General features: G+C 62.5%; 23 protein-coding genes. 10 read left to right on the top strand and 13 right to left on the bottom strand.

Features of this window, described 5'->3' with window-relative positions; translation table 11 throughout:
* Positions 1 to 29: 29 nt before the first annotated feature.
* Positions 30 to 620 (bottom strand): amino acid synthesis family protein, encoded by a 591-nt coding sequence (locus KJY40_RS16930; protein ID WP_007957412.1) that lies wholly within the window; start codon positions 618 to 620, stop codon positions 30 to 32.
* Between the two features lie 324 nt (positions 621 to 944).
* On the opposite strand from KJY40_RS16930, the gene KJY40_RS16925 reads away from it, so the two are divergent.
* The gene (locus tag KJY40_RS16925) at positions 945 to 1,973 is read left to right on the top strand and encodes a WD40/YVTN/BNR-like repeat-containing protein (protein ID WP_230731311.1); all 1,029 of its coding nucleotides are present in this window, start codon (positions 945 to 947) and stop codon (positions 1,971 to 1,973) included.
* 28 nt (positions 1,974 to 2,001) lie between these two features.
* Entirely contained in the window at positions 2,002 to 4,386 is a 2,385-nt protein-coding gene (locus tag KJY40_RS16920) for an efflux RND transporter permease subunit (protein WP_230731310.1), read from the top strand.
* A gap of 82 nt (positions 4,387 to 4,468) precedes the next feature.
* Here KJY40_RS16920 and KJY40_RS16915 read toward each other — a convergent pair whose 3' ends face one another.
* On the bottom strand, positions 4,469 to 5,188 hold the full coding sequence (locus tag KJY40_RS16915; protein WP_007957415.1) for a FadR/GntR family transcriptional regulator: 720 nt from the start codon (positions 5,186 to 5,188) through the stop codon (positions 4,469 to 4,471).
* Positions 5,189 to 5,375: 187 nt separating this feature from the next.
* The gene (locus tag KJY40_RS16910) at positions 5,376 to 7,112 is read right to left on the bottom strand and encodes an IlvD/Edd family dehydratase (protein WP_011334608.1); all 1,737 of its coding nucleotides are present in this window, start codon (positions 7,110 to 7,112) and stop codon (positions 5,376 to 5,378) included.
* A 193-nt stretch (positions 7,113 to 7,305) separates the two neighbouring features.
* On the opposite strand from KJY40_RS16910, the gene KJY40_RS16905 reads away from it, so the two are divergent.
* The 8 genes from KJY40_RS16905 to KJY40_RS16870 all read left to right on the top strand — a co-directional run bounded on the left by KJY40_RS16905 (position 7,306) and on the right by KJY40_RS16870 (position 13,877).
* Positions 7,306 to 8,628: an MFS transporter gene (locus tag KJY40_RS16905; RefSeq protein ID WP_007957417.1), complete on the top strand. Its 1,323-nt coding sequence runs from the start codon at positions 7,306 to 7,308 to the stop codon at positions 8,626 to 8,628.
* A gap of 35 nt (positions 8,629 to 8,663) precedes the next feature.
* Positions 8,664 to 9,656, top strand: a complete 993-nt coding sequence (gene araD1 / locus KJY40_RS16900; RefSeq protein WP_230731309.1) for an AraD1 family protein — start codon at positions 8,664 to 8,666, stop codon at positions 9,654 to 9,656.
* A gap of 9 nt (positions 9,657 to 9,665) precedes the next feature.
* Complete coding sequence (locus KJY40_RS16895) at positions 9,666 to 11,246, top strand: aldehyde dehydrogenase (NADP(+)) (protein ID WP_230731308.1); 1,581 nt, start codon at positions 9,666 to 9,668, stop codon at positions 11,244 to 11,246.
* Between the two features lie 92 nt (positions 11,247 to 11,338).
* A complete protein-coding gene (locus KJY40_RS16890; protein ID WP_230731307.1) occupies positions 11,339 to 11,647 on the top strand; it encodes a DUF5629 family protein in 309 nt (102 codons plus the stop codon).
* A complete protein-coding gene (locus KJY40_RS16885; RefSeq protein ID WP_230731305.1) occupies positions 11,644 to 12,819 on the top strand; it encodes a lactonase family protein in 1,176 nt (391 codons plus the stop codon). The genes KJY40_RS16890 and KJY40_RS16885 overlap by 4 nt, the downstream gene beginning before the upstream one ends.
* Positions 12,820 to 12,975: 156 nt before the next feature.
* Positions 12,976 to 13,155 carry a hypothetical protein gene (locus KJY40_RS16880; RefSeq protein WP_007941320.1) on the top strand — a complete coding sequence of 60 codons (180 nt, stop codon included), beginning with the start codon at positions 12,976 to 12,978 and terminating at the stop codon, positions 13,153 to 13,155.
* Positions 13,156 to 13,410: 255 nt separating this feature from the next.
* Complete coding sequence (locus KJY40_RS16875) at positions 13,411 to 13,623, top strand: hypothetical protein (protein ID WP_007959321.1); 213 nt, start codon at positions 13,411 to 13,413, stop codon at positions 13,621 to 13,623.
* Positions 13,620 to 13,877, top strand: coding sequence for a hypothetical protein (locus tag KJY40_RS16870; protein WP_115078204.1), 258 nt, complete (start codon positions 13,620 to 13,622; stop codon positions 13,875 to 13,877). The genes KJY40_RS16875 and KJY40_RS16870 overlap by 4 nt, the downstream gene beginning before the upstream one ends.
* Positions 13,878 to 13,882: 5 nt before the next feature.
* On the opposite strand, the gene KJY40_RS16865 is transcribed toward KJY40_RS16870, so the two are convergent.
* From KJY40_RS16865 to KJY40_RS16820, 10 genes are all read right to left on the bottom strand, one after another.
* A complete protein-coding gene (locus KJY40_RS16865; RefSeq protein WP_230731304.1) occupies positions 13,883 to 14,467 on the bottom strand; it encodes a glutathione S-transferase in 585 nt (194 codons plus the stop codon).
* Positions 14,464 to 18,105 (bottom strand): AAA family ATPase, encoded by a 3,642-nt coding sequence (locus KJY40_RS16860; RefSeq protein ID WP_230731303.1) that lies wholly within the window; start codon positions 18,103 to 18,105, stop codon positions 14,464 to 14,466. The genes KJY40_RS16865 and KJY40_RS16860 overlap by 4 nt, the downstream gene beginning before the upstream one ends.
* On the bottom strand, positions 18,102 to 19,346 hold the full coding sequence (locus KJY40_RS16855) for an exonuclease SbcCD subunit D C-terminal domain-containing protein (protein WP_230731301.1): 1,245 nt from the start codon (positions 19,344 to 19,346) through the stop codon (positions 18,102 to 18,104). The genes KJY40_RS16860 and KJY40_RS16855 overlap by 4 nt, the downstream gene beginning before the upstream one ends.
* Before the next feature lie 95 nt (positions 19,347 to 19,441).
* Positions 19,442 to 21,082, bottom strand: a complete 1,641-nt coding sequence (locus KJY40_RS16850) for a BatD family protein (RefSeq protein WP_230731300.1) — start codon at positions 21,080 to 21,082, stop codon at positions 19,442 to 19,444.
* Positions 21,079 to 22,815 (bottom strand): tetratricopeptide repeat protein, encoded by a 1,737-nt coding sequence (locus KJY40_RS16845; protein ID WP_230731298.1) that lies wholly within the window; start codon positions 22,813 to 22,815, stop codon positions 21,079 to 21,081. The genes KJY40_RS16850 and KJY40_RS16845 overlap by 4 nt, the downstream gene beginning before the upstream one ends.
* On the bottom strand, positions 22,812 to 23,891 hold the full coding sequence (locus tag KJY40_RS16840; RefSeq protein WP_230731297.1) for a vWA domain-containing protein: 1,080 nt from the start codon (positions 23,889 to 23,891) through the stop codon (positions 22,812 to 22,814). The genes KJY40_RS16845 and KJY40_RS16840 overlap by 4 nt, the downstream gene beginning before the upstream one ends.
* A complete protein-coding gene (locus KJY40_RS16835; protein ID WP_179694665.1) occupies positions 23,884 to 24,381 on the bottom strand; it encodes a DUF4381 domain-containing protein in 498 nt (165 codons plus the stop codon). Before KJY40_RS16835 ends, KJY40_RS16840 begins: the two co-directional genes overlap by 8 nt.
* Positions 24,378 to 25,322 (bottom strand): DUF58 domain-containing protein, encoded by a 945-nt coding sequence (locus tag KJY40_RS16830; RefSeq protein WP_007959332.1) that lies wholly within the window; start codon positions 25,320 to 25,322, stop codon positions 24,378 to 24,380. The genes KJY40_RS16835 and KJY40_RS16830 overlap by 4 nt, the downstream gene beginning before the upstream one ends.
* Before the next feature lie 5 nt (positions 25,323 to 25,327).
* Entirely contained in the window at positions 25,328 to 26,287 is a 960-nt protein-coding gene (locus tag KJY40_RS16825; protein WP_007913915.1) for an AAA family ATPase, read from the bottom strand.
* A 294-nt stretch (positions 26,288 to 26,581) separates the two neighbouring features.
* Positions 26,582 to 26,935 (bottom strand): hypothetical protein, encoded by a 354-nt coding sequence (locus KJY40_RS16820; protein ID WP_003225678.1) that lies wholly within the window; start codon positions 26,933 to 26,935, stop codon positions 26,582 to 26,584.
* Positions 26,936 to 26,957 lie beyond the last annotated feature (22 nt).

The following is a 26,957-nucleotide window of genomic DNA, read 5'->3' as shown; positions in this document are numbered from 1 at the left end:
GCGCTCCTGCAATGCCTTTTTTATTGTGATTACTGGGCTTTTTCGGCGGCCAGTTCTTCCAGATCGATGTAGCGGTTGCCGATGCGCGGGTGCAGGCGACCACCGTCGGCGCAACCGAGCACGACGACGATTTCGTCGGCGCGCGGGGCGTCTTCGATCTGCATTTCCAAAGTGATGTAGTGCGAGCGCAGGCCTTCGTCGTCCTTGTGCATCATCGGGATCTGGATCGAAGTGCCCGGGCCGCCGCGCTTGTTGGTGAAGCTCAGGTAGCTCTTGGCCTTGACCGCTTCGCGATAGTGGTTGCCGAAGCGCAGGGTGTGGATCACCGCCGACGCGTGCTCGATTTCGCCGTCGGCGCCGACCACCGCGGCTTTGCCGTAAGCCTCGATCTTCTCGGCACCGCCGATGATGCCCACCAGACGCTCGACCATCATCGCGCCGAGGTCCGAGCAATTGGCGCGGATCTGCGGCTTGAGGTCTTCGACAAAGCCATTGCCGACCCACGGGTTCTTCATCACGACGGCCAGGCCGACCATGGTCACCGGGGTGTCGGACGCCTTGCCGCCTTCAATGAAGGTTTCTTCGACATAGCTGACGATCTTGCGAATTTCGAAACTCATGAGCTGCTCCGTAGGGGATAAAGAGTGTCTGTGCGTCTGATGGTATACCATAATACAGATCGTGCAAGTCCCCCTCGCAAGATTCCCTGCCATCAGTCGGACGAATGCCCGCGCATTCAGCCGCCGCTGTAGTCCCTTTCGGTTAACAAAAGATAACGTTGCGCCGATTGTCAGACGTTTCGAATGCCCGATAGGATGAGCCAGCTTCCGAAGGGGCTCTGGGTGGCGGGTTTCAGGACTATGCTTGTGACCAGGCAGTCACCGTGAGCACCCTTGCGGCGCCCTTAAGGTCCATGACCAACAATAATAAACAGGGGAAGGTCTATGAGTCGTTGCCGCCCGCCGGCGTTACGCAGCACCGCGTTGCTGGCCACAGCACTCTCTCTGCTGGGCTTTGCCACTTTGTCGGCGCCGGTTCTCGCCGCCGAAGCGCCCGCCGACGTGGTCTATTCCACCGAATCGGCCAAGGCCTCGAAAAGCCTGATGCTCGATGTCGTCCACGCCGGAACCCGGCTGGTGGCGGTTGGGGATCGCGGGCACATTCTCTATTCCGACGACCAGGGCAAGACCTGGACCCAGGCCAAAGTGCCGAGCCGCCAGTTGCTGACCGCCGTGTATTTTGTCGATGACAAGCACGGCTGGGCCGTCGGCCACGACGCGCAGATCCTCGCCAGCGAAGACGGCGGCCTGACCTGGACCAAACAGTTCGAAGACCTCAAGCGCGAATCGCCGCTGCTCGACGTCTGGTTCAAGGACGTCAACAGCGGCCTGGCCGTGGGTGCCTACGGCGCGCTGCTGGAAACCACCGACGGTGGCAAAAACTGGGAAGACGTCAGCGACCGCCTCGACAACGAAGACCAGTTCCACCTCAATGCCATCGCTTCTGTAAAAGACGCCGGCCTGTTCATCGTCGGCGAGTCGGGCAGCATGTTCCGCTCCGCCGACTGGGGCCAGACCTGGGAAAAACTCGAAGGCCCGTACGAAGGTTCGCTGTTCGGCGTGATCGGCACGGCGCAACCGCAAACCCTGCTGGCTTACGGTCTGCGCGGCAACCTGTACCGCTCCACCGATTTCGGCAGCACCTGGGAGCAGGTCGAACTGAAAGCCGCGCGCGGTCCGCTGGAGTTCGGCCTGTCCGGCGCCACGCTGCTCGAAGACGGCTCTATCGTCATCGTCGGCAACGGCGGCTCGGTGGTCAGCAGCAGCGACAACGGCGAAACCTTCAGCGTGTTCAACCGTCCGGATCGCATCTCGCTGTCGTCGGTCACCGCCGCTGGCAACGGCAATCTGATCCTGAGCGGGCAGGGTGGCGTTCGGGTCACTTCGCCGAACGGCGCCGAGCTGGGCAAATGAGCCGAATCAATAATAAGAAGGCGGGGCTATGACTTCCTTGAGCACTCATCATCAGGACAAGGCGACGTTTCTCGAGCGCCTGATCTTCAACAACCGCCCGGCAGTGATCGTGATCTGCCTGCTGGTCAGCATTTTCCTGTTCTGGCAGGCCACGCTGATCCGTCCGTCCACCAGTTTCGAAAAGATGATCCCGCTCAAGCATCCGTTCATTGAAAAGATGATGGAGCACCGCAACGATCTGGCGAACCTGGGCAACACCGTGCGTATTTCGGTGGAAGCGAAGGACGGCGACATCTTCTCCAAGGAGTACATGGAGACCCTGCGTCAGATCAACGACGAGGTGTTCTACATCTCCGGCGTCGACCGTTCCGGCCTCAAGTCGCTGTGGAGTCCGAGCGTGCGCTGGACCGAAGTGACCGAGGAAGGTTTTGCCGGCGGCGAAGTGATCCCGCAGAGCTACAACGGCTCCCAGGACAGCCTCGATCTGCTGCGCAACAACGTGCTCAAGTCCGGTCAGGTCGGGCGTCTGGTGGCCAACGACTTCAAGTCGAGCATCGTCGACATCCCGCTGCTGGAGTCCTACCCGGACCCGCAGGACCAGGGCAAGCTGCTGGCGCTGGACTATCGCCAGTTCTCCCATGAACTCGAAGACAAGATCCGCAACAAGTTCGAAGCGCAGAACCCCAACGTCAAGATCCACATCGTCGGTTTCGCCAAGAAGGTCGGCGATCTGATCGACGGCCTGGTGATGGTGGTGATGTTCTTCGGCATCGCCTTCGTCATCACCCTGATCCTGCTGCTGTGGTTCACCAACTGCCTGCGCAGCACCGTGGCGGTGTTGAGCACTACGCTGGTGGCGGTGATCTGGCAACTGGGGTTGATGCACTTCTTCGGGTTCGGCCTCGATCCGTATTCGATGCTGGTGCCGTTCCTGATCTTCGCCATCGGGATTTCCCACGGCGTGCAGAAAATCAACGGTATCGCCCTGCAATCCGGTGAGGCCGATAACGCGCTGACGGCCGCACGGCGGACCTTCCGTCAGCTGTTCCTGCCGGGGATGATCGCGATTCTGGCAGACGCCGTCGGCTTCATCACGCTGCTGATCATCGACATCGGCGTGATCCGTGAGCTGGCCATTGGCGCTTCCATCGGCGTGGCGGTGATCGTGTTCACCAACCTGATCCTGCTGCCGGTGGCGATTTCCTATGTCGGCATCAGCAAGCGCGCCATCGCCAAGAGCAAGAAGGACGCGCACCGCGAACATCCGTTCTGGCGCCTGCTGTCGAACTTCGCCAACCCGAAAGTCGCCCCGATCTCCATTGCCCTGGCGCTGGTCGCCTTCGGTGGCGGCCTCTGGTACAGCCAGAACCTGAAGATCGGCGACCTCGACCAGGGTGCGCCGGAACTGCGTCCGGATTCGCGCTACAACAAGGACAACAACTTCATCATCAGCAACTACTCGACCAGCTCCGACGTACTGGTGGTGATGGTCAAGACCAAGTCTGAAGGCTGCTCGCGCTTTGAAGCGATGGCACCGATCGACGAGCTGATGTGGAAGATGCAGAACACCGAGGGCGTGCAGTCGGCGATCTCGCTGGTGACCGTATCCAAGCAGATGATCAAGGGCATGAACGAGGGCAACCTGAAATGGGAAACCCTGTCGCGCAACCCGGACGTGCTGAACAACTCCATCGCCCGGGCCGACGGCCTGTACAACAACAGTTGCTCGCTGGCGCCGGTGCTGGTGTTCCTCAACGACCACAAGGCCGAAACCCTGGATCGCGCGGTGCATGCGGTGCAGGACTTCGCGAAGGAAAACAACAAGGAAGGCCTGGAATTCATCCTCGCGGCCGGTAACGCCGGAATCGAGGCGGCTACCAACGAGGTGATCAAGAAGTCCGAGCTGACCATTCTGATCCTGGTGTACATCTGCGTGGCGGTCATGTGCATGATCACCTTCCGCTCGTGGGCGGCGACCCTGTGCATCGTGCTGCCGCTGGTGCTGACCTCGGTGCTGGGCAACGCGCTGATGGCGTTCATGGGCATCGGCGTGAAAGTGGCGACGCTGCCGGTGGTGGCGCTGGGTGTGGGGATCGGCGTGGACTACGGCATCTACATCTACAGTCGCCTGGAAAGTTTCCTGCGTGCCGGGCTGCCGTTGCAGGAAGCCTATTACCAGACCCTGAAATCCACCGGTAAAGCGGTGCTGTTCACCGGTCTGTGCCTGGCCATCGGCGTGTGCACCTGGATCTTCTCGGCGATCAAGTTCCAGGCCGACATGGGCCTGATGCTGACCTTCATGCTGCTGTGGAACATGTTCGGTGCGCTTTGGCTGCTGCCGGCACTGGCGAAGTTCCTGATCAAGCCGGAGAAACTGGCGGGGCAGAAGGGCAATTCGTTGTTTGCTCACTGATCCAGTTGGCTGAAATGAATAAGCCGCAACCCTAGGGTTGCGGCTTTTTTATGCCTGCGGTGAGGGCAAGCGGTCTCAAGGCTTAGGAAAGTTCAGTGCCTAGCACGACGCTAAGCGCACTCCGCGCATCATCCAGCTGCACCAACGTCGCATGCCGCGCCCCCAGCGCATCCCGATTCTCGATGGCCGTCAAAATCGCCTTGTGCCGAGGCAACGCCAGTTCATGCAGGTTCGGCCGCTGGTTCGAATGCTTCAGCGCCTCGGCAATCGCCACCGACAGCATGTTGCACAGGTTCGCCAGCAAGTCGTTGTGGGTCGCGTCGGCAATCCGGCTGTGGAAATCCAGATCCGGTTGCAGCAAGGCTTCCGGCGTCGGCGCCGCTTCCATGCGCTGGTAAGCCTCGGCAATCGACGCGATGTCGGCATCGGTGGCGTGCTGGGCGGCGAGGGCGGCGGCGGCCGGTTCGATGATGCTGCGCACGCTGGTCAGGACGTTGAAGAACTCGTTCTGCGGGCTGCTTTGCATCAGCCAGTGCAGCACGTCCGGGTCGAGCATGTGCCATTCGCGGCGCGGCTTGACCACGGTGCCGACGCGCGGTTTCGAATACACCAGGCCCTTGGCGACCAGCACTCGCGTAGCTTCGCGCAACACCGGCCGGCTGACCGCGTACTCCTCGCAGAGCAAGGCTTCGGCGGGCAGCTTGTCGCAGGGCAGAAAGCGTCCGGAAACAATCTGCATGCCCAGTTCCTGGACGATGCGCGAGTGCATGCTTTTACGGTCGGAAGGTTTGCGGTAATCCATGGGGAGCGGCGCGATCCTGAGCGATGGAGATGCCGCGCATCATAGCAGGCGTGGCTCATTCTTGAGGTGGATACACAAAGCAAATGTGGGAGCTGGCTTGCCAGCGATGGCGGAGTGTCAGTCAACATTAATGTCAGCTGAAAGACCGAAATCGCTGGCAAGCCAGCTCCCACAGGGGATGGCGGTTTTAGTGGGAGTGGCGCGGCACTTCAGCCCCTCGGCAACCTACCAGGAAGTCGAAATCACACCCCTGATCCGCCTGCAGCACATGGTCGATATACAACTGACGATATCCACCCACCAACAGCTGCTGCGGCGGTTGCAAATCCGCCATGCGCGCCGCCAGTTCAGCGTCAGGAATATCCAGGTGCAAACGCCCGCTGGCGCAGTCCAGCTCGATCCAGTCGCCTTCCTTCACCGCCGCCAAAGGCCCGCCGGCCGCCGCTTCCGGGGCGACGTGCAACACAACCGTGCCGTAAGCGGTGCCGCTCATCCGCGCGTCGGAGATGCGCACCATGTCGGTTACGCCCTGCGCCAGCAGCTTGGCCGGCAGACCCATGTTGCCGACTTCTGCCATGCCCGGATAACCCTTCGGCCCGCAGTTCTTCATCACCAGAATCGAATTCGCATCGACGTCCAGCTCCGGGTCGTTGATCCGCGCCTTGTACATGTCGAAGTTCTCGAACACGACCGCGCGGCCACGGTGCTGCATCAGTTCCGGCGTAGCGGCTGACGGTTTGAGCACCGCACCCAGTGGCGCCAGGTTGCCGCGCAACACGCAGATGCCACCGTCGGCGCGGATCGGGTTATCGAGGGTGCGGATCACTTCGTCTTCGCCGTAGATCGGTGCGTCCTTGGTGTTCTCGCCGATGGATTTGCCGTTGACGGTCAATGCGTTCGGGTTGGGAATCAGATTGGCCTCGCCGAGACGACGCAGCACGGCCGGCAAGCCGCCCGCGTAGTAGAACTCTTCCATCAGGAAACGCCCGGACGGTTGCAGGTCGACGATGGTCGGCATGCCACGACCGATGCGGGTCCAGTCGTCCAGATCCAGCTCGACACCAATGCGCCCGGCGATGGCTTTGAGGTGGATCACCGCGTTGGTCGAGCCGCCAATCGCCGCATTGACCCGGATCGCGTTTTCGAAGGCTTCCTTGGTCAGGATCTTCGACAGTTTCAAATCCTCTCGAACCATTTCGACCGCGCGCATGCCGGACATGTGCGCCAGCACATAACGCCGCGCATCCACCGCCGGAATCGCCGCGTTGTGCGGCAGCGAAGTGCCGAGTGCTTCGGCCATGCAGGCCATGGTCGACGCGGTGCCCATGGTGTTGCAGGTACCGGCCGAGCGGGACATGCCGCCCTCGGCCGCGAGGAAATCGTCAATCGTGATGGTGCCGGCCTTCACCTGCTCGCTGAGCTGCCAGACCACGGTGCCGGAGCCGATGTCCTTGCCTTTGTGCTTGCCGTTGAGCATCGGCCCGCCGGTGACGACGATCGCCGGCACGTCGCAACTGGCCGCACCCATCAGCAGGGCCGGGGTGGTCTTGTCGCAACCGGTCAGCAGCACTACGCCGTCAATCGGGTTGCCGCGAATCGCTTCCTCGACGTCCATGCTCGCCAGGTTGCGAGTGAGCATGGCGGTCGGGCGCAGGTTCGATTCGCCGTTGGAGAACACCGGGAATTCCACCGGGAACCCACCGGCCTCGATCACGCCGCGTTTGACGTGCTCCGCGATTTGGCGGAAGTGCGCGTTGCACGGGGTCAGTTCCGACCAGGTGTTGCAGATGCCGATGATCGGCTTGCCATGGAACTGATGGTCGGCGATGCCCTGATTCTTCATCCAGCTGCGGTACATGAAGCCGTTCTTGTCGGCCGTGCCAAACCATTGGGCGGAGCGCAGGGTGGGTTTCTTATCAGACATGATCGATTCTCTTATTGTAAGACTATTGTTTGCGAGCTTCGGCTAAACATAAGCTCAAAATCGGATGTTTGGAAGTGTTGTTGCGTAATTAGTATTACTATATAGTCGATTTCGACGGAGGGATGGCCCTGGCGATTTTCCGCGAGAGGCGTTCCCCGAGGTTCCATAAAAACAACAATCGGAGACCGATCCCATGAGCCAGGAACTGCGGCTTGTCCGGCGCATCACGCTGAAACTGATTCCCTTCCTGATCCTGCTGTACCTGATCGCCTATGTGGATCGCTCCGCCGTCGGCTTCGCCAAGCTGCACATGGGCGCCGACATCGGCATCGGCGATGCCGCCTACGGCCTCGGCGCCGGGCTGTTTTTCATCGGCTACTTTCTGTTTGAAATCCCCAGCAACCTGATGCTCGAACGCTTCGGCGCGCGGCGCTGGTTTGCGCGGATCATGATCACCTGGGGTGCGATCACCATCGGCATGGCCTTCGTCCAGGGTCCGCACAGTTTCTACGTGATGCGCTTTCTGCTCGGCGCGGCGGAGGCGGGGTTCTTTCCCGGCGTTCTGTACTACATCACCCAATGGTTCCCGGTGCGCCATCGCGGCAAGATCCTCGGGCTGTTCATCCTTTCCCAACCCATCGCGATGATGATCACCGGCCCCGTGTCCGGCGGCCTGCTGGGCATGGACGGCATCCTCGGCCTGCATGGCTGGCAGTGGCTGTTCATCGTCATTGGCACTCCGGCGATCCTGCTGACCTGGCCGGTGCTGCGCTGGCTGCCGGACGGCCCGCAGCAAGTGAAATGGATGGACCAGGCCGAGAAGGACTGGCTGACCGGTGAGCTGAAAAAGGACCTGCAGGAATACGGCCAGACCCGTCACGGCAATCCGCTGCATGCGCTGAAAGACAAACGCGTGTTGCTGCTGGCGCTGTTCTACCTGCCGGTGACCCTGAGCATTTATGGCCTGGGCCTGTGGCTGCCGACCCTGATCAAACAGTTCGGCGGCAGCGATCTGGTGACCGGTTTCGTGTCATCGGTGCCCTACATCTTCGGGATCATCGGCCTGCTGATCATTCCGCGCAGTTCCGACCGTTTGAATGATCGTTACGGCCATCTGGCGGTGCTGTATGTGCTGGGCGCGATCGGCCTGTTCCTCAGCGCCTGGTTGTCGTTGCCGGTGGCGCAACTGGCGGCGTTGTGTCTGGTGGCGTTCGCGCTGTTTTCCTGCACGGCGGTGTTCTGGACGCTGCCGGGGCGCTTCTTTGCCGGCGCCAGCGCGGCGGCCGGGATCGCTTTGATCAACTCGGTGGGCAACCTTGGCGGCTACATCGGCCCGTTCGTGATCGGCGCCTTGAAGGAATACACCGGCAACCTCGCTTCGGGCCTGTACTTCCTGTCCGGGGTGATGGTGTTCGGGCTGATTCTGACGGGCGTCGTCTATCGCTTGCTGGAGCGCAAGCATGTGCTGCCAGTCGAGCAATTTGCAGCGAGCGCACGGGGTGCGACACGCACCTGATTTCGATCCGGGATTTGTTTTAACAGGAGAACATCATGCATCTGGTTCAATTCGAATTGAGTAGCGGCGAGCGCCGTGTCGGGGTGGTCGAGGACGGTCTGGTGCGTGAAGTACAGGATGCGCGCACGGTTCGCGATCTTGCCCTGGCCGCAATCGAGGCCGGCAGCACTCTCGCGCAGCAAGTGCAAACCCTGGGCCTGGGCATCAGCCACGATTACGCGCAGTTGCTGGCCAAACTGCGGATCCTGCCGCCGCTGGATCACCCGGACCCGGCGCACCTGTTGGTCAGCGGCACCGGCCTCACACACCTCGGCAGCGCGTCGGCCCGGGACAAGATGCACCAGCAGGCTGGCGATGAAGCGGCGATGACCGACACCATGCGCATCTTCAAGTGGGGCGTGGAGGGCGGCAAACCGGCGGCGGGACAGGCCGGCGTGCAGCCGGAGTGGTTCTACAAGGGTGACGGCAGCATCGTCGTGCGTCCCGGTCAGCCGTTCCCGTTGCCGCCGTTTGCCGAAGACGCCGGCGAAGAACCGGAGATGGCCGGCCTCTACATCATCGGTCACGACGGCAAACCGTATCGCCTCGGTTTTGCGGTGGGCAACGAGTTCTCCGACCACGTCATGGAGCGCAAGAATTATCTGTACCTGGCCCACTCGAAACTGCGCAGTTGCAGCTACGGCCCCGAGTTGCGCGTCGGCGAACTACCGCAACACCTGGCCGGCACCAGCCGCATCCTGCGTGACGGCGAAGTGCTGTGGCAGAACGAGTTCCTCAGCGGCGAGGCCAACATGTGCCACAGCCTGGCGAATCTCGAATACCACCACTTCAAGTACAGCCAGTTCCTGCGTCCCGGCGACGTGCACATTCACTTCTTCGGCACTGCGACCCTGTCGTTCGCCGATGGCATTCGCACTAAGCCGGGCGACGTGTTCGAGATCAGCCAGGCCGAATTCGGCGCACCACTGGTCAACGGCATCGCCCCGGTCGCAGCGGCATTCGAACCGGACAGCATCGGCACCCTTTAAGGAGATCCCATGACTCAGATTCTCGGTCACAACTACATCGGCGGTCGTCGCAGTGCGGCAGGCGACGTCAAGCTGCAAAGCGTCGATGCCACCACGGGCGAAACACTGCCCCACGATTTCATTCAGGCCACGGAAGCGGAAGTGGACACCGCCGCCAAGGCCGCTGCGGCGGCGTATCCGGCGTATCGCAGCCTCAGCGCCGAACGTCGCGCGCAGTTCCTTGATGCGATTGCCGATGAGCTGGACGCGCTGGGCGATGATTTCGTCGCTGTGGTTTGCCGCGAAACTGCACTGCCGGCCGGGCGGATTCAGGGTGAAAGAGGGCGCACCAGCGGCCAGATGCGCTTGTTCGCCAAAGTCCTGCGGCGCGGTGATTTCTACGGTGCGCGCATCGATTTGCCGTTGCCGGATCGACAGCCGCTGCCGCGCCCGGATCTGCGCCAGTACCGCATCGGCCTCGGGCCTGTGGCGGTGTTCGGCGCGAGCAATTTTCCGCTGGCATTCTCCACTGCCGGCGGCGATACCGCGTCGGCGCTGGCGGCCGGTTGCCCGGTAGTGTTCAAGGCCCACAGCGGCCACATGGCCACGGCCGAACTCGTTGCCGATGCGTTGATCCGTGCAGCAGAGAAAACCGCGATGCCGGCCGGTGTGTTCAACATGATCTACGGTGGTGGCGTCGGCGAATGGCTGGTGAAACATCCGGCCATTCAGGCGGTTGGTTTTACAGGTTCGCTGCGGGGCGGACGGGCGCTGTGTGACATGGCCGCAGCGCGCCCTCAGCCGATCCCGGTGTTCGCCGAGATGTCGAGCATCAACCCGGTCATCGTGCTGCCCGAGGCCCTGGCCGTACGTTCGGAAACCGTCGCCCGCGATCTGACCGCGTCGGTGGTGCAGGGCTGTGGTCAGTTCTGCACCAACCCGGGTCTGGTGATCGGCATTCGTTCACCGCAATTCACGGCGTTCGTTGAGCAAGTCGCAGCGTTGATCGGTGATCAACCGGCGCAAACCATGCTCAATGCCGGCACCCTTGGCAGCTACGGCAAAGGCCTGGAAAAACTCCTGGCTCACGCCGGCATCGAGCATCTGGCGGGCAATCCGCAACAGGGCAATCAGGCGCAGCCGCAGTTGTTCAAGGCCGATGTCAGCCTGCTGATCGATGGCGATGAAGTGCTGCAGGAAGAAGTGTTCGGCCCCACCACGGTGATCGTCGAGGTGGTGGATCAGGCGCAACTGAGCGCGGCGCTGCGGGGACTACATGGGCAACTCACGGCGACGATCATTGGCGAACCGACGGACTTCACGCAGTTCCCGGAACTGACGCCGTTGCTGGAACAGAAGGTCGGGCGGATCCTGCTCAATGGTTACCCGACTGGCGTCGAAGTATGCGATTCGATGGTTCACGGCGGACCGTATCCGGCGACGTCCGATGCTCGCGGCACCTCGGTAGGTACGCTGGCGATCGATCGCTTCCTGCGTCCGGTGTGCTTCCAGAACTACCCCGACAGCCTGCTGCCGGAACCGCTGAAAAACGCCAACCCGCTGCGCATTCAGCGACTGGTCGACGGCAAGCCATCGCGCGACGCCCTCTAAGCGCACGATCGTTCCCAGGCAGAGCTTGGGAACGATCAAACGCGGGGCTTTGAGCTATCATTGGCCCTTTCCCCCTGAAAGACATGATCGCCATGACTGCCGTAACCGACACCCTTCTCAACGCCCTCGAACACTGCGGTATGGTCGAAATCGACGGCCTGCACGCTTTCGAATTCGCTCTCGACGAAGATGACAATCTGCACATCGAATGCATCGACGGCCGGACAGCCAAGCATTGGGAGTTCACCCCGGCTCAAGTGGCAGCGGCGACGTTTGATGAAGATCTGCAGAGCTGGCTGATCGTCGGTTTTGCCAGCGACACCAAAACCGTTGGCGAACACCGTCTGGTCTGCCTCGGCGATGTACTCAGCAGCGCCGACGATGAGGATGAAACCGAATGAACATGCGTAAATTCTGGCCATTGCTGATGGCCGGCAGCGTCGGTGCGATGGGGCTTTCCAGCGCCTCGGCCGAGAGTTTCCAGTTGCTGGTCGGCTCCTACACCGCCGGCACCAGCGAAGGCATCTACCGGATGAACTTCGACAGCGCCACCGGCCAGATCGACGCCAAGCCGCTGCAAGTGATCAAGAGCGAAAACCCGTCGTGGCTGACCCTGTCGAAGGATCAGCACCGGGTGTTTGTGGTCAACGAAAACGGTCCTGGCCAGAAAGATCCGGTCGGTCGTGTGAGCAGCTATTCCATCGATCCGAAGACCCACGCGCTGACCCTGATCAATCAGGTCCAGAGCCTGGGCAACGAGCCGACCCATTCCAGCCTCAGCGGCGACGCCAGCCATCTGTTCGTCAGCAACTACTCGGTGGTTGAAGACCCGGGCGGCACCCTCGCGGTATTGCCTGTGGGCAGTGACGGCAAGCTCAAACCGGTGGTGCAGATGAGCGCGCACCCGGCGAGCCGGGTCAATCCCGAGCGTCAGGCCTCGAACCACGTGCACTCGACAGTCTCTTCGCCGGACGGTCGTTACGTGTTCTCCAACGATCTCGGTGCGGACAAGGTCTTCATCTACCAATTCGACCCGAAAGCCAACCCGGACCTGCCGCTGACGCCGGCGAAAACCGCGTCGGTGCAACTGCCAGCCGGCAGCGGCCCGCGTCATCTGTTGTTCAGCGCTGACGGCAAACATGCCTGGCTGACCATGGAAATGAGCGCTCAGGTCGCGGTATTCGACTACAAGGACGGCGTGCTGACCCAGACGCAAATGATCGATCTGGCGGCCGGCCAGCCGACTTCGGACAAGGCCGCCGCCGCGCTGCACACGTCCGCCGATGGCAAATTCCTATACGTCAGCAACCGTGGCACCGCCAATCAGCTGCTGGTGTTCGCGATCGATCCGGCCAGCGGCCAGCTCAAGGAACTGCAACGACGTTCGGTGGAAGGCGATCACCCGCGTGAGTTCAGCCTCGATCCGAGCGGCAAATTCCTGCTGATTGCCAACCAGAAGAGCAACCAGATTGTCGTGGTCGAGCGCGACGGCAAGACCGGTCTGCTGGGCAAAACCGTGCAAAAACTGCCGATGGACGCCCCGAGCGATCTGAAGTTTCTCGTGCGTCAATAAGCCGCAGGCCCCGGTCTGCGGGGCCTGAAGCTTTGTATTAATCCTGCTGATAACAGGTAATGTTGCAAAGCATTTCAAGCGATTGACCCTCGAGCGTTAAGTTTGCTTCACGGCCCAACCGGGCAAGCAAGCCAACTGAACACGAGGGTTACCGCCATGAACTTCAATCTCTTCTCCGTGATTGCCGCCTCCGCCATCTCCGCCACCGTGGCTCTGCCAGCCAGTGCCAACGTTGAAATCAGCGACAAAAAATCCCACACCCAGAGCTACACCCAGAAATACCTGCAACAAAGCGCCAACTTCTACGCCGCGCTGGATCACAAAGCTCAACACTGAAATTTCCGTCACGCCCTGGAACTGCCCAAGGCTGCGATCCTTTGATCTTGTTTCTCAAAAAGCAAAATCAAAAGATCGCAGCCTTGGGCAGTTTTTTGTCTGCGTTTCGACCGGCAATAGCTATTTTCAAACGGCGAGATAGACCGGCTAAATAATCAACGAAGCTGATGGTTACTATGCCAAACCCTGAGTGGTTACCCCGGCTTTTTTGATCGATTCTGTGGACCTCGAAACATTGTCCACGGAGCACACATCATGGCCAGTTCAATCATCACTTCCGCCAAACGCGGCGCCTACGTGGCCATCGGTCTGTACCTGGTCATGGTGCTGTTTGTCAGTCTGGCGTCGCAGTCGCAACACAGCTTCGAAGCACCGATCGACGTCGCCCATCCCGGCATCCAGTTCGAACTGCGCTCGCAAAACGCAGCGGTGGATTCAGCTGAACTCGCGGGAGTCGGCGGAGCATGAAAGGCTACAGACTCTGGGTCATTGCCGGACTGGCGTTCATGACCAACGGTGCCTCGCTTCTGGGATTTGGCCAGGGCTCGGTCGGCGGACTGGCCCGGGCCATAGAGGCCAACCACACCATCGCGCACAACATCGAACGGGCCAATGCGCTGGGGTTGCTGGCCGGCAATCCGCCGGTGAAAACCCCCAGCGGTTTTCTCGGCCCGTTCGAAGTGGATTGCTCGGCCATCGGCATGTGTGAAGTGCTGGCGTAACGCGCCTACTTTTTCATGATGCCGGTGAACAGTTCCGACTCCAGAAACCGCTGCAACCAGGCCTGCAACCGCACGTAAGGCGTCTGCGCAAACCACTCGCGATCAACATGGGCGAACTGGCGAACGAACGGCAACAGCGCGACATCGGCCAGGCTCGGATGCTCGGTCAACAGGTAATCGCGACCCTTGAGCAGCTCATCGAGCTGCTGCAAGAACAGAGCACCTTCCGCGCGATAAACCTCCATCGGCTGTTCCGGATAACGCTCGGCGTACTTGTAGCGATTCAAGTGAACCTTGAACACTTGATCGTTGGCTTCGATCAACTCGGCGATCCTCGAATCGCCACCCAGCAACCAGTTATCCGGATCATTCTGCGCCAGCGCCCAGCGCATGATCTCCAGGCTTTCATCGATCACCTGACCGCCCGCATCCAGCACCGGCACCGTGCCCTTGGGCGAGATCGCCAGCATCTGGGCCGGTTTGGCCTTGAGGCTGACTTCGACGATCTCCACCGGCACACCCGAATAACGCAGGGCCATCCGCGCGCGCATCGCGTACGGGCAGCGGCGGAAGGAATACAACGTGTTCATTTCACCTCCAGTGTGCTCAAACCGTTGCCCTGGCGCTGTACCTGAATCTGCACCGGAATCCGCTCGTGCATTTCCTGCACGTGGGAAATCACCGCGACCTTGCGGCCCTGCGCCTGCAAGCCATCGAGGGCGTCCATGGCCAGTTGCAGGGATTCCGGATCGAGGCTGCCGAAACCTTCGTCGATGAACAGTGATTCGATCTTCAACGTGCTCGACGCCATCGAGGCCAGACCCAGCGCGAGGGCCAGCGACACCAGGAAGGTTTCGCCACCGGACAACGAATGCACCGAACGCAGTTCGTCGCCCATCTCCGTGTCCATCACCAGCAGGCCGAGCATGCTGCCGCCACGCTTGAGGCGATAGCGCTTGACCAGTTGCCGCAGCTGCACGTTGGCGTGGTGCACCAGCAGGTCGAGGTTGTAGGCCTGGGCGATCTTGCGGAACGTGTCGCCGGTGGCCGAGCCGATCAGCGCATTGAGTCGCGCCCAGCGTTGATACTCGGCATAGGCGTCGGCGATCTGCTGCGCGAGCGCCTGATTGGCGTTTTGGCGGCGCTGGTCTTCGGCCTGCTCGGCGCGCAGTTCGGCGCATTGTTGTTCGCTGGTCGTGCACTGGTTTTGCAGGTCGGCGAGGGCGCTGGCGAGTTGTTCGGCATCCAGGTTGCCGTTGTGTTGGGCCTGATGATCGAGCAGGCGCTGATCGCGTTCCTGCAACAACACCTTGGCCTGTTCAACGGCTTTTTCGTTGCGCTGCAAGCGCTGGCGCAGTTCATCGACTTGCGCGTCATCGACCCGCAGCAGGTCTTCGAGGCCGCCGTCATCCAGCTCCGGATGACGGGCGCGCCAGTCGGCAATCTTGCCGGCCAGATCGCGGTCTTCGGTTTCCAGCGCTTGCAGACGCTCCTGCTGCGCTTTCAGTTCGGCGGCGATTTGCACCCGTTGCGTACGGGCACCTTGCAGATCCTGAGTCGTCGTGGTTTCGGCGTTGCGCGCCTGTTCCACCGCCTGTTCCATTTGCTGCTGCCAATGCTCGGCGCAGGTGTGATCGCCCAGTAATTGCGCAAGATTCTGCTGGCTGGCGAGTTGCTGTTCGGTCAGCGCTTTGAGTTGCTGCTCAGCGTTTTGCAACTGCTGTACACGGCCCTGTTGGCGGTCCTGTTCTTTCTCGAGCGTCTGCTGGCGTTGTTGTTGCTCGGCCACTTCTTCCTTCTGCTGATCGACTTGCGCCAGACGTTCGGCGATCTGCCGGTCAAGCTGCATGAAGGTTGCCGCCGGTTCGGCGCGCAAAGCATCGAGGGTGTCGCTCGGCAGCAGTGTGGCGAAGGCTGCGAGTTCTTCGTCCAGGCGCTGGCGGTCAGCGCTCAGCTCGCGCTGCTGATTACTCAGGTGCTGCGACGCTTGCTGGTGCGCCGTTTCGGCCTGACGCAATTGCTGGGTCAGCCGCGCCGCGTCCTGTTGCAGCGTGAGCAGGGCGGTCTGGCGCTGTTCGTCCTGGCTGATGCTCTGATTCAGTTGTTCATTCTGGCGGGTCAACCATGCAGCGCGCTTGTCACTGTCCTGATTCAGCAACGATGCCGCCAGCGGATGCGCTTCGATGCTTGGCTTCAGCGTTTGCTGTTGTGCCGCCAGTTGTTCCTGCTGTTGCAGCAACTCTTTCTGTTGGGCAATCACGCCACCGACGCTGGCGCGCAGTTCGGTGAGTTTTTCCTTCAGTTGATCGACCGCTTGCAGCGCGCGGGCCTGCTCGCTTTCATCGTGACGGCCAAGGCTTTGCAGCAGGGCTTCCGGCTGGTGATACGGATGTTCGTTACTGCCACAGACCGGGCACGGCTGGTCGTCCTGCAACTGCGCGCGCAGCTCTTCGACACTGGCACTGCGGGCCAGACGCTGACGCTCGAGCAATTCACGGGTGACGTTGAGGGTCTGTTCGGCGACGGTCAGCTCGGACTTGGTTTTCACCCCGTCCTGGGTCAGGCGCTCGCGCTCCTGTTGCGCATCGAGCTGACGCTGTTGCAGCTCGGCACTGCGCTTGTCCAGATCCTGTTGACTGGCCCACAGGCGCGTCAGGTCTTCGATGGCGCGCAGTTGTTTGCGGTTGTCCTGCAACAGAGTGCCGAGGATTCCGATCTGCTCGGCGACCGCGTCCGGTTCGGCGCCGGCCTCCTTGAACAGCACTTCCAGCTGCTGCTTTTGCGTGGCGAGCGCTTCGGTGGCGCGGGTGACGTTTTCTTCGAGAGACGCCAGTTCGCCTTGGCCCTTGTTCAACCGATTGCCGATCAGCATCAGTTGCTGCAAACGGTCGCGATAGGCATTCCACGCTTCGCTCAACGGTGCCAGATGAGCGCTTTGCTCAAGATCGGCGGCAATGCGCTGCAAGCGTTCGGCGACTTGTTTCTGCTGATCGAGCAGGGTCTGGATCGTGCTCCGGCCCTGGGCGCTGGCTTGCTCAGCGGCGTGCTTCGCTTCGGTGCCGGACGCAACATCCTTGGCGAGGCGGGCGAGGGTGCTTTGCTCCTCGAACGCCTGACGCAACAGTGGCGCGCTTTCGCTTTGCTGCGTTTGCGCCTGGGTCAGGGCGATCTGCGCCGCGGATAGATCCTGTTCCAGTCGCGTCTGACGCTCAGTCAGCTCGCCTTGTTGCCGGGTGTGCGCATTGATCTGTGCGGCCAGCGGCGTCAGCAGTGCATCGAGTTCGGTTTTGCGGGCGAACTGGTGCCGTTGCGGGGCAAGTTGTTCCAGGCGGGTGAGCTTCAGACGCTCACCGGCCAGCGACTCTCGTTCGTGCTCGGCGTTGCGCAGTTGTTCGACGGCGGCTTGTTGCGAGTCTTGCAGCCGCAGCAGCTCCTTGAGCCAGTCGTGCTGTTGCTCGATCTGCTTGAGCTGCGCCTGCTGCAACTTCAGTTGTTGCTGGGCGGCATTGAAGCGCTCGTCGAGCTCCGCGCGGGCCTCGGGGGCCAGCGGGGTCAAGCCGGTGGCCTGATCCTGCAACTGCTTGTGGGCTTCGCGGGCCTCTTTGGTCTTGTCGAAGGCGCGCCGGCCGAGGCGGGTGTAGAGCGCGGTGTCGGTGAGCTTTTCCAGCAGTTCGCTGCGGTCGTTGTCATCGGCCTTGAGGAAGGCGCTGAACTCGCTCTGGGCCAGCAGCACGGCGCGGGTGAACTGTTCGAAGTTCAGGCCCAGCGCGGCTTCGAGCTGAGTCTTGTACTCGCTTTTCTGGCTGGCGAGCAGTTGATCCTGATCGATGTCGCGCAGGCTCTGACGGCTGGCCTGCAACTTGCCGCCGGCCTTTTCCCGGGCGCGGTTGGCTTCCCAGCGCGCGCGATAGCGACGGCCGTCGACGCCGACAAAATCCACTTCGGCAAAGCCTTCACCGGTGCCACGACGCAGCAGGGTGCGCGGGTCGCCGGTGGCGATTTCGCCGTCGGCGTCCGGCACCTTGGCATCACGCCCGGTGTTGTTCAGGCGCGGCACGGCGCCGAACAACGCCAGGCACAGCGCATCGAGCAAAGTACTCTTGCCGGCGCCGGTCGGTCCGGTGATCGCGAACAGGCCGGCGCTGGCCAGCGGTTCGGCGGTGAAGTCGATCTCGAACGGGCCGGCCAGCGAAGCGAGGTTCTTCAAACGAATGGCGAGAATCTTCATGGCTGCTCGCCCTCCATCTGTACGTCTTGCAGCAGCTCGGCGAAGTCCTTGAGGGTTTGCTCGTCGACTTCGCTGCCGTAGTTGTCGAGCCAGGCGCGGCTGAACAATTCCTGCGGTGTGAGCTGGTCCAGTTCGATCAGCGCGCTGCCGTCTTCGGCGCCGTCAGCGCCACGGTTGCCGGCGTATTCGGCGGCGATCCGCACCAGTCGCACAGCCTTGCCTTGCAAGGCGCTTTCGACCTGATGGCGCAAGTCTGGTTGTGGCTCATCGAGGCGCACCCGCACTTCCAGCCACGGCTGGCGCTGGGTTTCGGCGAGCAGGTCGATGTTCGGCAGGTCGGCCAGTTGCAGCAGGATTTCGGCCAGTGGGGCAGGGCCGAGGCGTTGCAGATTGACGGCGCGGGGGATCAGTTTCGGCTCGACGCTGACCAGGGTTTCGCCATCGAGCACAACGTCGAGAATTTGGTGTTGATAGGCGATTTCCGAAAACGACAACGGGATCGGCGAGCCGCTGTAGCGAATCCGCTCTTCGCCGTTGACCTTCTGTGGCTTGTGCAAATGGCCGAGGGCGACATAGCTGATGCTCGGCCCGAACAGGCTGGCGGGCAGGGCTTCGGCGTTACCGATGATCAGACTGCGCTCGGAGTCTTCCGACACCGAGCCGCCGGCCATGTGCGCGTGGCTGATAGCGATCAGTGCCTGGCCAGGCTGGCGCTTGGCATTCGCCGCTTCGATCAGCCATTCATGTACCTGCCCGATGCCGCGCAGATAGTTGTCGCCCAGATGCGCACCGGTCACTTCGGCAGGCCGCAGGAACGGCAATGCCAGGCACCACGCGGCGATTTCGCCAGTGGCGTCCGGCAATGGCAACAGCAGACGCTCCGCATCCAGTTGCCCGTCATCCAGCCACAACACCCGACCCAGCGCATGGGTGCGCAAGCGCCGCATCAACGGCGCGGGCAGTTCGATCCGCGAGCCGGAATCGTGGTTGCCGGCGATCATCACGATGGTCAGCAACGGCTGCTGTTCGTGGGCGCTGACGATGAAATCGTAGAGGCGTTCTTGGGCTTTGACCGGCGGATTGACCGTGTCGAAGATGTCGCCGGCGATCAGCAGGACGTCCGGCTGAGCCAGCTTCAATTGGCGCAGCAGCCACTCGAGAAAACAGGCGTGCTCGAAATCGCGCTCCTGGCCGTGCAGGTTCTGCCCAAGGTGCCAGTCGGAGGTGTGAAACAGACGCAAGGCTGACTCCGCAATATAAAGAGGTGATGGCCGACGGAAAAAAACGCGGCGAAAAAAGAAGAGAGTTTAAGGGCAAAGCCTCTATTGGACTGCAACTACTTCGGATAAAGCGGCGGCAACCCGCTATCGCCCACCGGATCCTGCACCCGCTCCGCCGTCGGAATCGTCCGGATCGCCCGCCACAGATCCTCACCCTGCCAATGCTGCCCGGTCTCGCTGTACAGCGCACCGTTCAGCCCATCGAGCGCATCCGACAGCGGCACAAACCGCGCCGCCATGTCCGCCAGGGTTTCCGGTTGCTGACGGGCCCAGGCGTCGAGGGCCTGGCGGGTGGCGTGGGGGTCGTTGGCCTGGCTGGCGCGTTTGATGTCGTCGAGCAGGGTGCGCGGGCTCGGGCCGGTTTGTGCGGCGCGCAGGATCGCCGGTTGCCAGCGGGCACGCCACCAGAGGCCGAAACCGAGCAGGGTGGTGCAGGCGAAAAAGAACGTGCTGAGTTTCCACCACCACAAGGCTTCGCTGTCGGCCGCGCTGAGCGGTTGCGCGTTGCCCGCCGGGGTGTCGACTTGCAGGCTCGGGTTGTTTGCCACTTGCAGGGTGCGCGCCGGCAGGCTGGTGTGTTCCAGGTGATCTTCGAAGGTGTTCCACCAGACCACGTCCACCGTTGGCAATTCGATCGAGCCGCTGCGGCTCGGCACCAGCGCTTCGCGTTCTTCACGGCTACCGATCAGGCCGCGGTCGCTGCTCTGATTGTTCAGCACCGGTTGATCCGGGTAGCGGCGCAGGCCGTTGGCTTCGGTGGCGGGCAGGGCGGGCAGTTGCGAACTGGCCAGTCCTTCGACCTTGAGGGTCAGGCTGCGGGTCAGGGAGTCGCCGACTTGAGTGTGTTCCGGCTCCGGGTTCCAGCTTTCGCTCAGGCTCAGGCTGCGGGCCGGCAGCCACGGTGCATCGCTGGGGTAGGTCATCGGTTTCGGTTTGACCGTCAGCGACGTGGCGCTGGAGCTGACGCGCATCAGTTTGCCCGGTTTCGGCCCCTGCGCCGTGGCGTCCTGCGAGGGCTGGGTATCGACCAGTGTGGCGCTGAAAGTCTGCGGGGCGATGCTCAGCAAACCGCTGTGCTGCGGATAGATCGCATAGCGCATCTCGATCACGCCGTGGCGCACGCCGTTGATGTCTTTTTCGTAGGTGCGCATGTCGCCCAGTTGCTCAATGCGCGCGTCGGCGATCTGCAACGGCGTCAGGCTGCTGTCGTCGTACAGCGACACCGAATGGTAGATGCGCAACGTCAGGATGGCCTGGGCCTGCACGTAAACGCTGGTCTGGTCGAGGCTGGCCTCGATGAACACCGGTTCGCGGGCGTTGTTCTCTTCGCGGGTGTCGCTCTCGATCACCTGCACGGTGATCGGCTGGCTCTCGACGTCGCCCAGTTTCAGCGGCGGAATTTCAACGCTGCCGTTCTGCTTGGGCAGCAGGGTGATGATCCAGCGAGTGGTGGCGCGGTTGTCACCGTTGAGGGTGTTCAACTGGTTGACCTGACGCGTGCCGCGCACTTCGAACAGCGGCTCCAGCGGGCTCAGGTCCGGTTTGCCGAACTGCGTGACATCGTTGGATTCGAGGGTGAGTTCGACCGTCTCGCCGGAGTTCAGGCGACTGCGATCCACACTGGCCGTCAGCTCGGCCGCCTGGGCGGTGGCCGTGCAGATCAGCAGGGGCAGCAAGAGAGCGGTGAAACGGGTCATCGAATGTTTTCCTGATCCTGATGTTGTTGCTGTTCGTACCAGAATTTGCGTCGCAGCAGTTCGCCCGGGTCATCCGGGATCTTGCCCAGCCATTGTTCCAGCGCCTGCTGTTGCTCGCCTTCGAGGTTGTCCTCATTGGGGCGCAGCAGCGGCGCAGTGTTCTGTTCCTCGCCCGGTTCGCTGTCCGGCAACTCGTTGGCACCCGGCAGCGGCGGAGTGGTCGGCGGCGGCTCGCTGGCGGACTCGCCGGTTTGCGGCTCGCTGTGGGTTTCGCTTTTGACCGCTGGCGGCGGAGCGGTCGCTGGCGGTGGTTCGTCGCCCGGTATGTTTGGCTGCGCCGGTTTGTCTTGCGGTTCGGCCGGTGGCGGGGCGTTTTTCTGTTTGAGCAGGTTTTCCACCAGCGCCTTGTTGGTCAGCGCCGGACGCAGATCCGGCTGGCGTTCCAGAGCTTGTTCATAGGCGTCCAGCGCCGCTTCCAGCTCGCCGCTTCTGGCCAGGGCGTTGCCACGATTGTAGTGGGCGTGGGCGTCATTGCCCTCGGCGAAACGCTGAGCGGCGCCACTGTAGTCGCCGGCCTCGTACAACGCCACCCCTTGCCATTGCGGATCCTCGAAATGCTTCGCCGCTTCGGCCGGGCGCTTCTGTTTGAGCAGGTGCAGGCCTTGTTGATCGGGACGCAGCCACAGGTCTTCAAAGTCGAAGGCATAGCTCGGTTGCGGCAATGCCAGCAGCAACGGCAGGCAGAACAGCCAGCCACGGCGCCCGGCGCACGCGGCGAGCAACAATAGCGGCAACAGCAGCCAGTAACCCTGATCGGCCCAGGTGTCGAGGCGCACGGTCTGGCCATCGTTGCGCAGGCTGCGCGGGCCATCGAGCAGGCCGAGGTCGCCCAGATCGGACTCATCCAGCCGTGCGCTGCGGTACTCGCCGCCGACCGCGTTGAGGAATGCGCCGAGGCCCGTGCTGTCGAGTTGCGGCACCCGGATCGCGCCCTGGGCATCCTTGAGGAAACTGCCGTCCTCCTGAGCAATCGGCGCGCCCTCGGCGGTGCCGATGCCGAGCATCAACAACTGCGCCGATTGGCCGCTCAGCGCATGACGAATGCCCTGGCGTTCTTCTTCCGACAGCGAAGAGCCGATCAGCAGAATCCGCCCCTGACCCAACGCACCTTGCTTGAGCAACGCCAGCGCCTTGCTCACCGCCAGATCGGCGCGATGACCGCTTTCCGGCATCAGCGAAGGCTTGAGCGCGTCGAGCAGATTGCGGCTGGTTGCCAGGTCATCCGACAGCGGCACCAGCGTATGGGCGCTGCCGGCGTAAACGACGATGGCGGTCTGGGCATCGCTGCGCACTTTCAGCAGGTCGAACAGCTTGCGCCGGGCCTGTTCCAGCCGGGTTGGCGGTGAATCGGTGGCGAGCATTTCCGGGGTCAGTTCCAGCACCACCACCAACGGGTCGGCGGGCTTCTGGCTGGTCTGTTCGACCCGTTCCCAGCTCGGCCCGAGCAACGCCAGAATCGTCAGCAGCCAGGCCACGCTCAGGGCGACCCAGGGCAACTTGCTGTCACGACCGCTGCCACCACTGAGCAGCGTGGCGTGGAAGGCCGGCGGCAGAATCATCTGCCAGCGACCCGCGCGTTTCTGTCGGTGCCAGAGCTGCCAGATCAGCCAGCCGAGCACCGGCAGCAGCAACAGCCACCAGGGGCGGAACCAGTGCGGCCAGAGGGCGATCATCGGCGCCTCCGCAAACGCAGGCGCTTGAGGCGCTCGCGCCAGTCAGGCAGGGGGCTTTGCAGATACAGCTCCTTGGTGAATAGCCGTTGCAGCGGGTTGTCCGGCCACAACACGCGGGCCACCAGCAAGATGCTCAGCAGCAGGGCGAACGCCAGCGGCCACTGATACAACGCCTGCGCCGGCCGGGCCTGGGTAGGTTGCTGGGTCACCGGCTCGAGCTGGTCGAGGGTGTCCTTGATCGCTTGCAACTGCTGGCCATCGCGGGCGCGGAAGTAGCGTCCGCCGGTGACCTCGGCAATGGCCTTGAGCGCCGGTTCGTCGAGATCGAGAGTCGGGTTGCCGCCGAGCAACGCCGTGGCGCCGCTTTCTTCAGGATCGGCGCCGATCCCGATCGGGTAGATTTTCACGCCTTCACTGGCAGCCAGTTTTGCGGCGGTCAGCGGGTCGATTTCGCCGCCATTGTTCGCGCCGTCGGTGACCAGAATCAGCACCCGGCTCTGGGCTGGACGCATGCGCAGGCGCTTCAGGGCCAGGCCGATGGCGTCACCAATCGCGGTGTTCTTGCCGGCGATGCCGATCCGCGCTTCATCGAGCCAGACCCGAACGGTGCGCCGGTCAAACGTCAATGGTGCTTGCAGGTAGGCCTGGCTGCCGAACAGGATCAGGCCGACCCGGTCGCCATCGCGGCTCTCAAGAAAATCACCGAGCAAATGCTGGACCAGCGACAGGCGACTGACGTCTTCGTCGTTCCATTGCATGTCCGGGAAATCCATCGAGCCGGACACGTCCACCGCCACCAGCAGATCACGACCGCTGGCGGCAATCGGCAGCGGTTCGCCGAGCCATTGCGGGCGGGCGGCGGCGGTCAGCAGCATCAGCCACAACAACAGAAACGGCGCCTGTTGGCGCCACGCCGGCAGATTGGCCCGGGCGCGACGGCGGGCGAGGCCTTCGAGGTCACCGAGGAAACTCACTTTCAACGCCGGTTCGCCGCTGTCGGCCACCGGCAGCACCAGGCGCATCAGCCACGGCAGCGGCAACAGCACAAAGATCCACGGCCAGGCGAACTCAAACATGTTTGCGGATCCAGGTGTCGACTGCCTGGGTCAGGCCGGCGATGGCTTTGTCGTCGAGTTTGCACTCGGGTTTGTAGGCGCCTTCGACGAGCACCATCCAGCGGGTCAGGCCGGCGGCGGGGCAACGGTTGTCGAGGAACGCCAGCCATTTGCGGCCGTTGAGGGTATGGCTCTGGCTGTAGGGATAGTGGTTGCGGCACAGGCGCTTGAGCAGGCCGTTGAGCTGCTGCAGCCAGGCCCCGGCCGGGGCGCCGTCGTAGGGTTTGGGCATCTGCGCCAGTTCGGCGAGTGCGGCGATGCGCACCGGGTCGAGCGGCAGTTCGGCGCGCACGATCGGTTTTTTCTTGATCGGAATGAAACGCCGCAGACGCCAGACCGCAAAGCCGATCACCGGCAACAGTAAAAGCAGCAGCCACCAGCCCGGTGCCGGCGGCCAGAAGGCAATCGGTGGTGGGGAGATCAGTGGTTGCAATTGTTCGAGGCCGTTCATCGACCTTTCCCCGGACGTTGCGGGTTAAGGAATTCGCGCATCTGTTCGACCATTTCGCTCTGAGTGCTCAGCGGCATCAGCAGCACGCGGAGCTTCTGCGCGAGCAGTTCCCAGCGAGCGATCCGCGCTTCGGCCTGGGCGCGATAGGTCTGGCGCAGGTCGAAGTTGAGCGTGTCGAGTTCCAGTTGCGCGCCGCGCTCGGCGAATCTCAGCAGGCCGGCGGCGGGCAGGGCATGATCCAGCGGATCGGACAGCGGCAGCATCAGCAGGTCGCAATGACGCGACAGCAGGCTCAATTGTTGTTCGGCGCTGTCGGACAGCGCGCGTTCGTCGCAGATCACGATCACCAGACTGCCCGGTCGCAGCACTTCCCGGGCCCGGCGCAGCGCCACGCCAAACGCATCGCGATCCGGCTCCCGCTCGCTGTGCAGCGACTGATTGACCTTCACCAAGCGGTTGAGCAGTTGCAACAGGCTCTGCTTGCTGCGACGCGGCTTGATTTCGTAATGCTCGTTGTCGCCGAACACCAGTCCGCCAACCCGGTCGTTGTGGCCCAGCGCGGCCCAGCCGATCAGCGCCGCCGCCTGCGCTGCAAGCACCGACTTGAACATCAGCCCGGAGCCGAAGAACAGCCGCGTACTTTGCTCGACCATGATGAAAATCGGCCGTTCGCGTTCCTCATGGAACAGTTTGGTGTGCGGTTCCTGCGTCCGCGCGGTGACGCGCCAGTCGATGGTGCGCACGTCGTCGCCGGCCTGGTAGACCCGCACCTGATCGAAGTCCACACCACGACCACGGAATTTGGAGTGGTGCAGGCCGATCAGCGGGCTGCGCTGACTCGGCGTGGAAAACAGCTGCACTTCGCGCACGCGGTGGCGCATCTCGATCAATTCGGCGAGAGAGATGCGGATACCCGGTTCGGACGGCAGGGAGGCGTTCATGGGGGTCAAGCGACGGCTACGACGTCGAGAATCCGTTGCACCACCCGGTCCTGGTCGATGCCGGCGGCTTCGGCCTCGAACGACAGAATGATGCGGTGACGCAACACGTCGAACAGCACGGCCTGGATGTCTTCCGGGCTGACGAAGTCGCGACCGGCCAGCCAGGCGTGGGCGCGGGCGCAGCGGTCGAGGGCGATCGAGCCGCGCGGGCTGGCGCCGTAGGCGATCCATTCGGCCATTTCCGGGTCGAACTTGGCCGGGTTGCGCGTGGCCATGACCAGTTGCACGAGGTATTCCTCCACGGCGTCCGCCATGTACAGACCGAGGATTTCCTTTCGGGCGGCGAAAATCGCCTGCTGGCTGACCCGACGCTCAGGCTTGGTTTCGCCGTTCAGGGCTTCACCCCGGGCCTGTTGCAGGATCCGGCGTTCGACGGCGGCGTCCGGGAAGCCGATTTTCACGTGCATCAGGAACCGGTCGAGCTGGGCTTCGGGCAGTGGATAGGTGCCTTCCTGCTCGATCGGGTTCTGCGTGGCCATCACCAGAAACAGTGGCGACAGCTCGTAAGTGCTGCGCCCGACACTGACCTGACGTTCGGCCATGGCTTCGAGCAGCGCCGATTGCACCTTGGCCGGGGCGCGGTTGATTTCGTCCGCCAGCACCAGGTTGTGGAAGATCGGGCCTTGCTGGAACACGAAACTGCCGGTTTCCGGGCGATAGATCTCGGTGCCGGTGATGTCGGCCGGCAACAGGTCCGGGGTGAACTGGATGCGATGGAACTGGGCCTCGATGCCCTCGGCGAGCTCTTTGATCGCTTTGGTCTTGGCCAGACCCGGAGCGCCCTCGACCAGCATGTGGCCGTCGGCGAGCAGGGCGATGAGCAAGCGCTCGATGAGTTTTTCCTGGCCGAGAATCTGCGTTGAAAGAAAGGTTCGCAGCGCCAGCAGCGCTTCACGATGTTCCATCGATGACTGTTCCTGGAAAGGGTGGCCACAGGCGTTCGGATAACGCCGGGGCTGGGGGCGTTACTTTAATCCATCGCAGGGGGTGGCGACTAACGGCATTTTGCGCAAAGTGCGGGAAATGACCGGGGCAATTGTTGGAATTTTGTAGGGCGGGGGAGGTGCGGTGTTGTCGAGGGCCCTTTCGTCGGAACGCCGCCCGGAGCAAGCCCGCTCCCACATTGACCGCGTTCTGTCAGTAAGACACGGTCCATTGTGGGAGCTGGCTTGCCAGCGATGAGGCCAGTTCAGACGCCATCAAATCTGGCTGATATAGGTGCCAGTACCATCAAGAATGTTCTTCAGGGTTTCCTCGACCTCGGCCAGATCCACCATGTCCGGGTTGAAGGTGATTTCCAGCACATCATCGCCATTCAACGCATCGGCATCCGCCGCGGCGATTTCGATCTTCAGCAGGGTCTTGGTCAGGGTGACTTTCACGCCATCGAGGGTCGACGGCTCGCCATCGAGCGTGATCTCCAGCTCGTCCTCGTCCGGGTAGCGGCTCATCAGGAACATGTCGCCCTTGTCGCTGTGGCAGCAGAGCATGGCCATGTTGTCTTCTTCGTCGTCGCACGGGTTGACGATCAAAAGGGCGGTGGTCATTTGCATGGGGAATTCCTGCCTCGGCGGG

Origin of the sequence: Pseudomonas fitomaticsae, from assembly GCF_021018765.1 — a bacterium.
GTDB lineage: Bacteria > Pseudomonadota > Gammaproteobacteria > Pseudomonadales > Pseudomonadaceae > Aquipseudomonas > Aquipseudomonas fitomaticsae.
This window is presented reverse-complemented; position numbering and strand designations above follow the sequence as displayed.

Bases quoted from the DNA above. Each gene is read 5' to 3' on its own strand.
- KJY40_RS16930 (WP_007957412.1), bottom strand. From the start codon at position 620: ATGAGTTTCGAAATTCGCAAGATCGTCAGCTATGTCGAAGAAACCTTC.
- KJY40_RS16925 (WP_230731311.1), top strand. From the start codon at position 945: ATGAGTCGTTGCCGCCCGCCGGCGTTACGCAGCACCGCGTTGCTGGCC.
- KJY40_RS16920 (WP_230731310.1), top strand. From the start codon at position 2,002: ATGACTTCCTTGAGCACTCATCATCAGGACAAGGCGACGTTTCTCGAG.
- KJY40_RS16915 (WP_007957415.1), bottom strand. From the start codon at position 5,188: ATGGATTACCGCAAACCTTCCGACCGTAAAAGCATGCACTCGCGCATC.
- KJY40_RS16910 (WP_011334608.1), bottom strand. From the start codon at position 7,112: ATGTCTGATAAGAAACCCACCCTGCGCTCCGCCCAATGGTTTGGCACG.
- KJY40_RS16905 (WP_007957417.1), top strand. From the start codon at position 7,306: ATGAGCCAGGAACTGCGGCTTGTCCGGCGCATCACGCTGAAACTGATT.
- araD1 (WP_230731309.1), top strand. From the start codon at position 8,664: ATGCATCTGGTTCAATTCGAATTGAGTAGCGGCGAGCGCCGTGTCGGG.
- KJY40_RS16895 (WP_230731308.1), top strand. From the start codon at position 9,666: ATGACTCAGATTCTCGGTCACAACTACATCGGCGGTCGTCGCAGTGCG.
- KJY40_RS16890 (WP_230731307.1), top strand. From the start codon at position 11,339: ATGACTGCCGTAACCGACACCCTTCTCAACGCCCTCGAACACTGCGGT.
- KJY40_RS16885 (WP_230731305.1), top strand. From the start codon at position 11,644: ATGAACATGCGTAAATTCTGGCCATTGCTGATGGCCGGCAGCGTCGGT.
- KJY40_RS16880 (WP_007941320.1), top strand. From the start codon at position 12,976: ATGAACTTCAATCTCTTCTCCGTGATTGCCGCCTCCGCCATCTCCGCC.
- KJY40_RS16875 (WP_007959321.1), top strand. From the start codon at position 13,411: ATGGCCAGTTCAATCATCACTTCCGCCAAACGCGGCGCCTACGTGGCC.
- KJY40_RS16870 (WP_115078204.1), top strand. From the start codon at position 13,620: ATGAAAGGCTACAGACTCTGGGTCATTGCCGGACTGGCGTTCATGACC.
- KJY40_RS16865 (WP_230731304.1), bottom strand. From the start codon at position 14,467: ATGAACACGTTGTATTCCTTCCGCCGCTGCCCGTACGCGATGCGCGCG.
- KJY40_RS16860 (WP_230731303.1), bottom strand. From the start codon at position 18,105: ATGAAGATTCTCGCCATTCGTTTGAAGAACCTCGCTTCGCTGGCCGGC.
- KJY40_RS16850 (WP_230731300.1), bottom strand. From the start codon at position 21,082: ATGACCCGTTTCACCGCTCTCTTGCTGCCCCTGCTGATCTGCACGGCC.
- KJY40_RS16845 (WP_230731298.1), bottom strand. From the start codon at position 22,815: ATGATCGCCCTCTGGCCGCACTGGTTCCGCCCCTGGTGGCTGTTGCTG.
- KJY40_RS16840 (WP_230731297.1), bottom strand. From the start codon at position 23,891: ATGTTTGAGTTCGCCTGGCCGTGGATCTTTGTGCTGTTGCCGCTGCCG.
- KJY40_RS16835 (WP_179694665.1), bottom strand. From the start codon at position 24,381: ATGAACGGCCTCGAACAATTGCAACCACTGATCTCCCCACCACCGATT.
- KJY40_RS16830 (WP_007959332.1), bottom strand. From the start codon at position 25,322: ATGAACGCCTCCCTGCCGTCCGAACCGGGTATCCGCATCTCTCTCGCC.
- KJY40_RS16825 (WP_007913915.1), bottom strand. From the start codon at position 26,287: ATGGAACATCGTGAAGCGCTGCTGGCGCTGCGAACCTTTCTTTCAACG.
- KJY40_RS16820 (WP_003225678.1), bottom strand. From the start codon at position 26,935: ATGCAAATGACCACCGCCCTTTTGATCGTCAACCCGTGCGACGACGAA.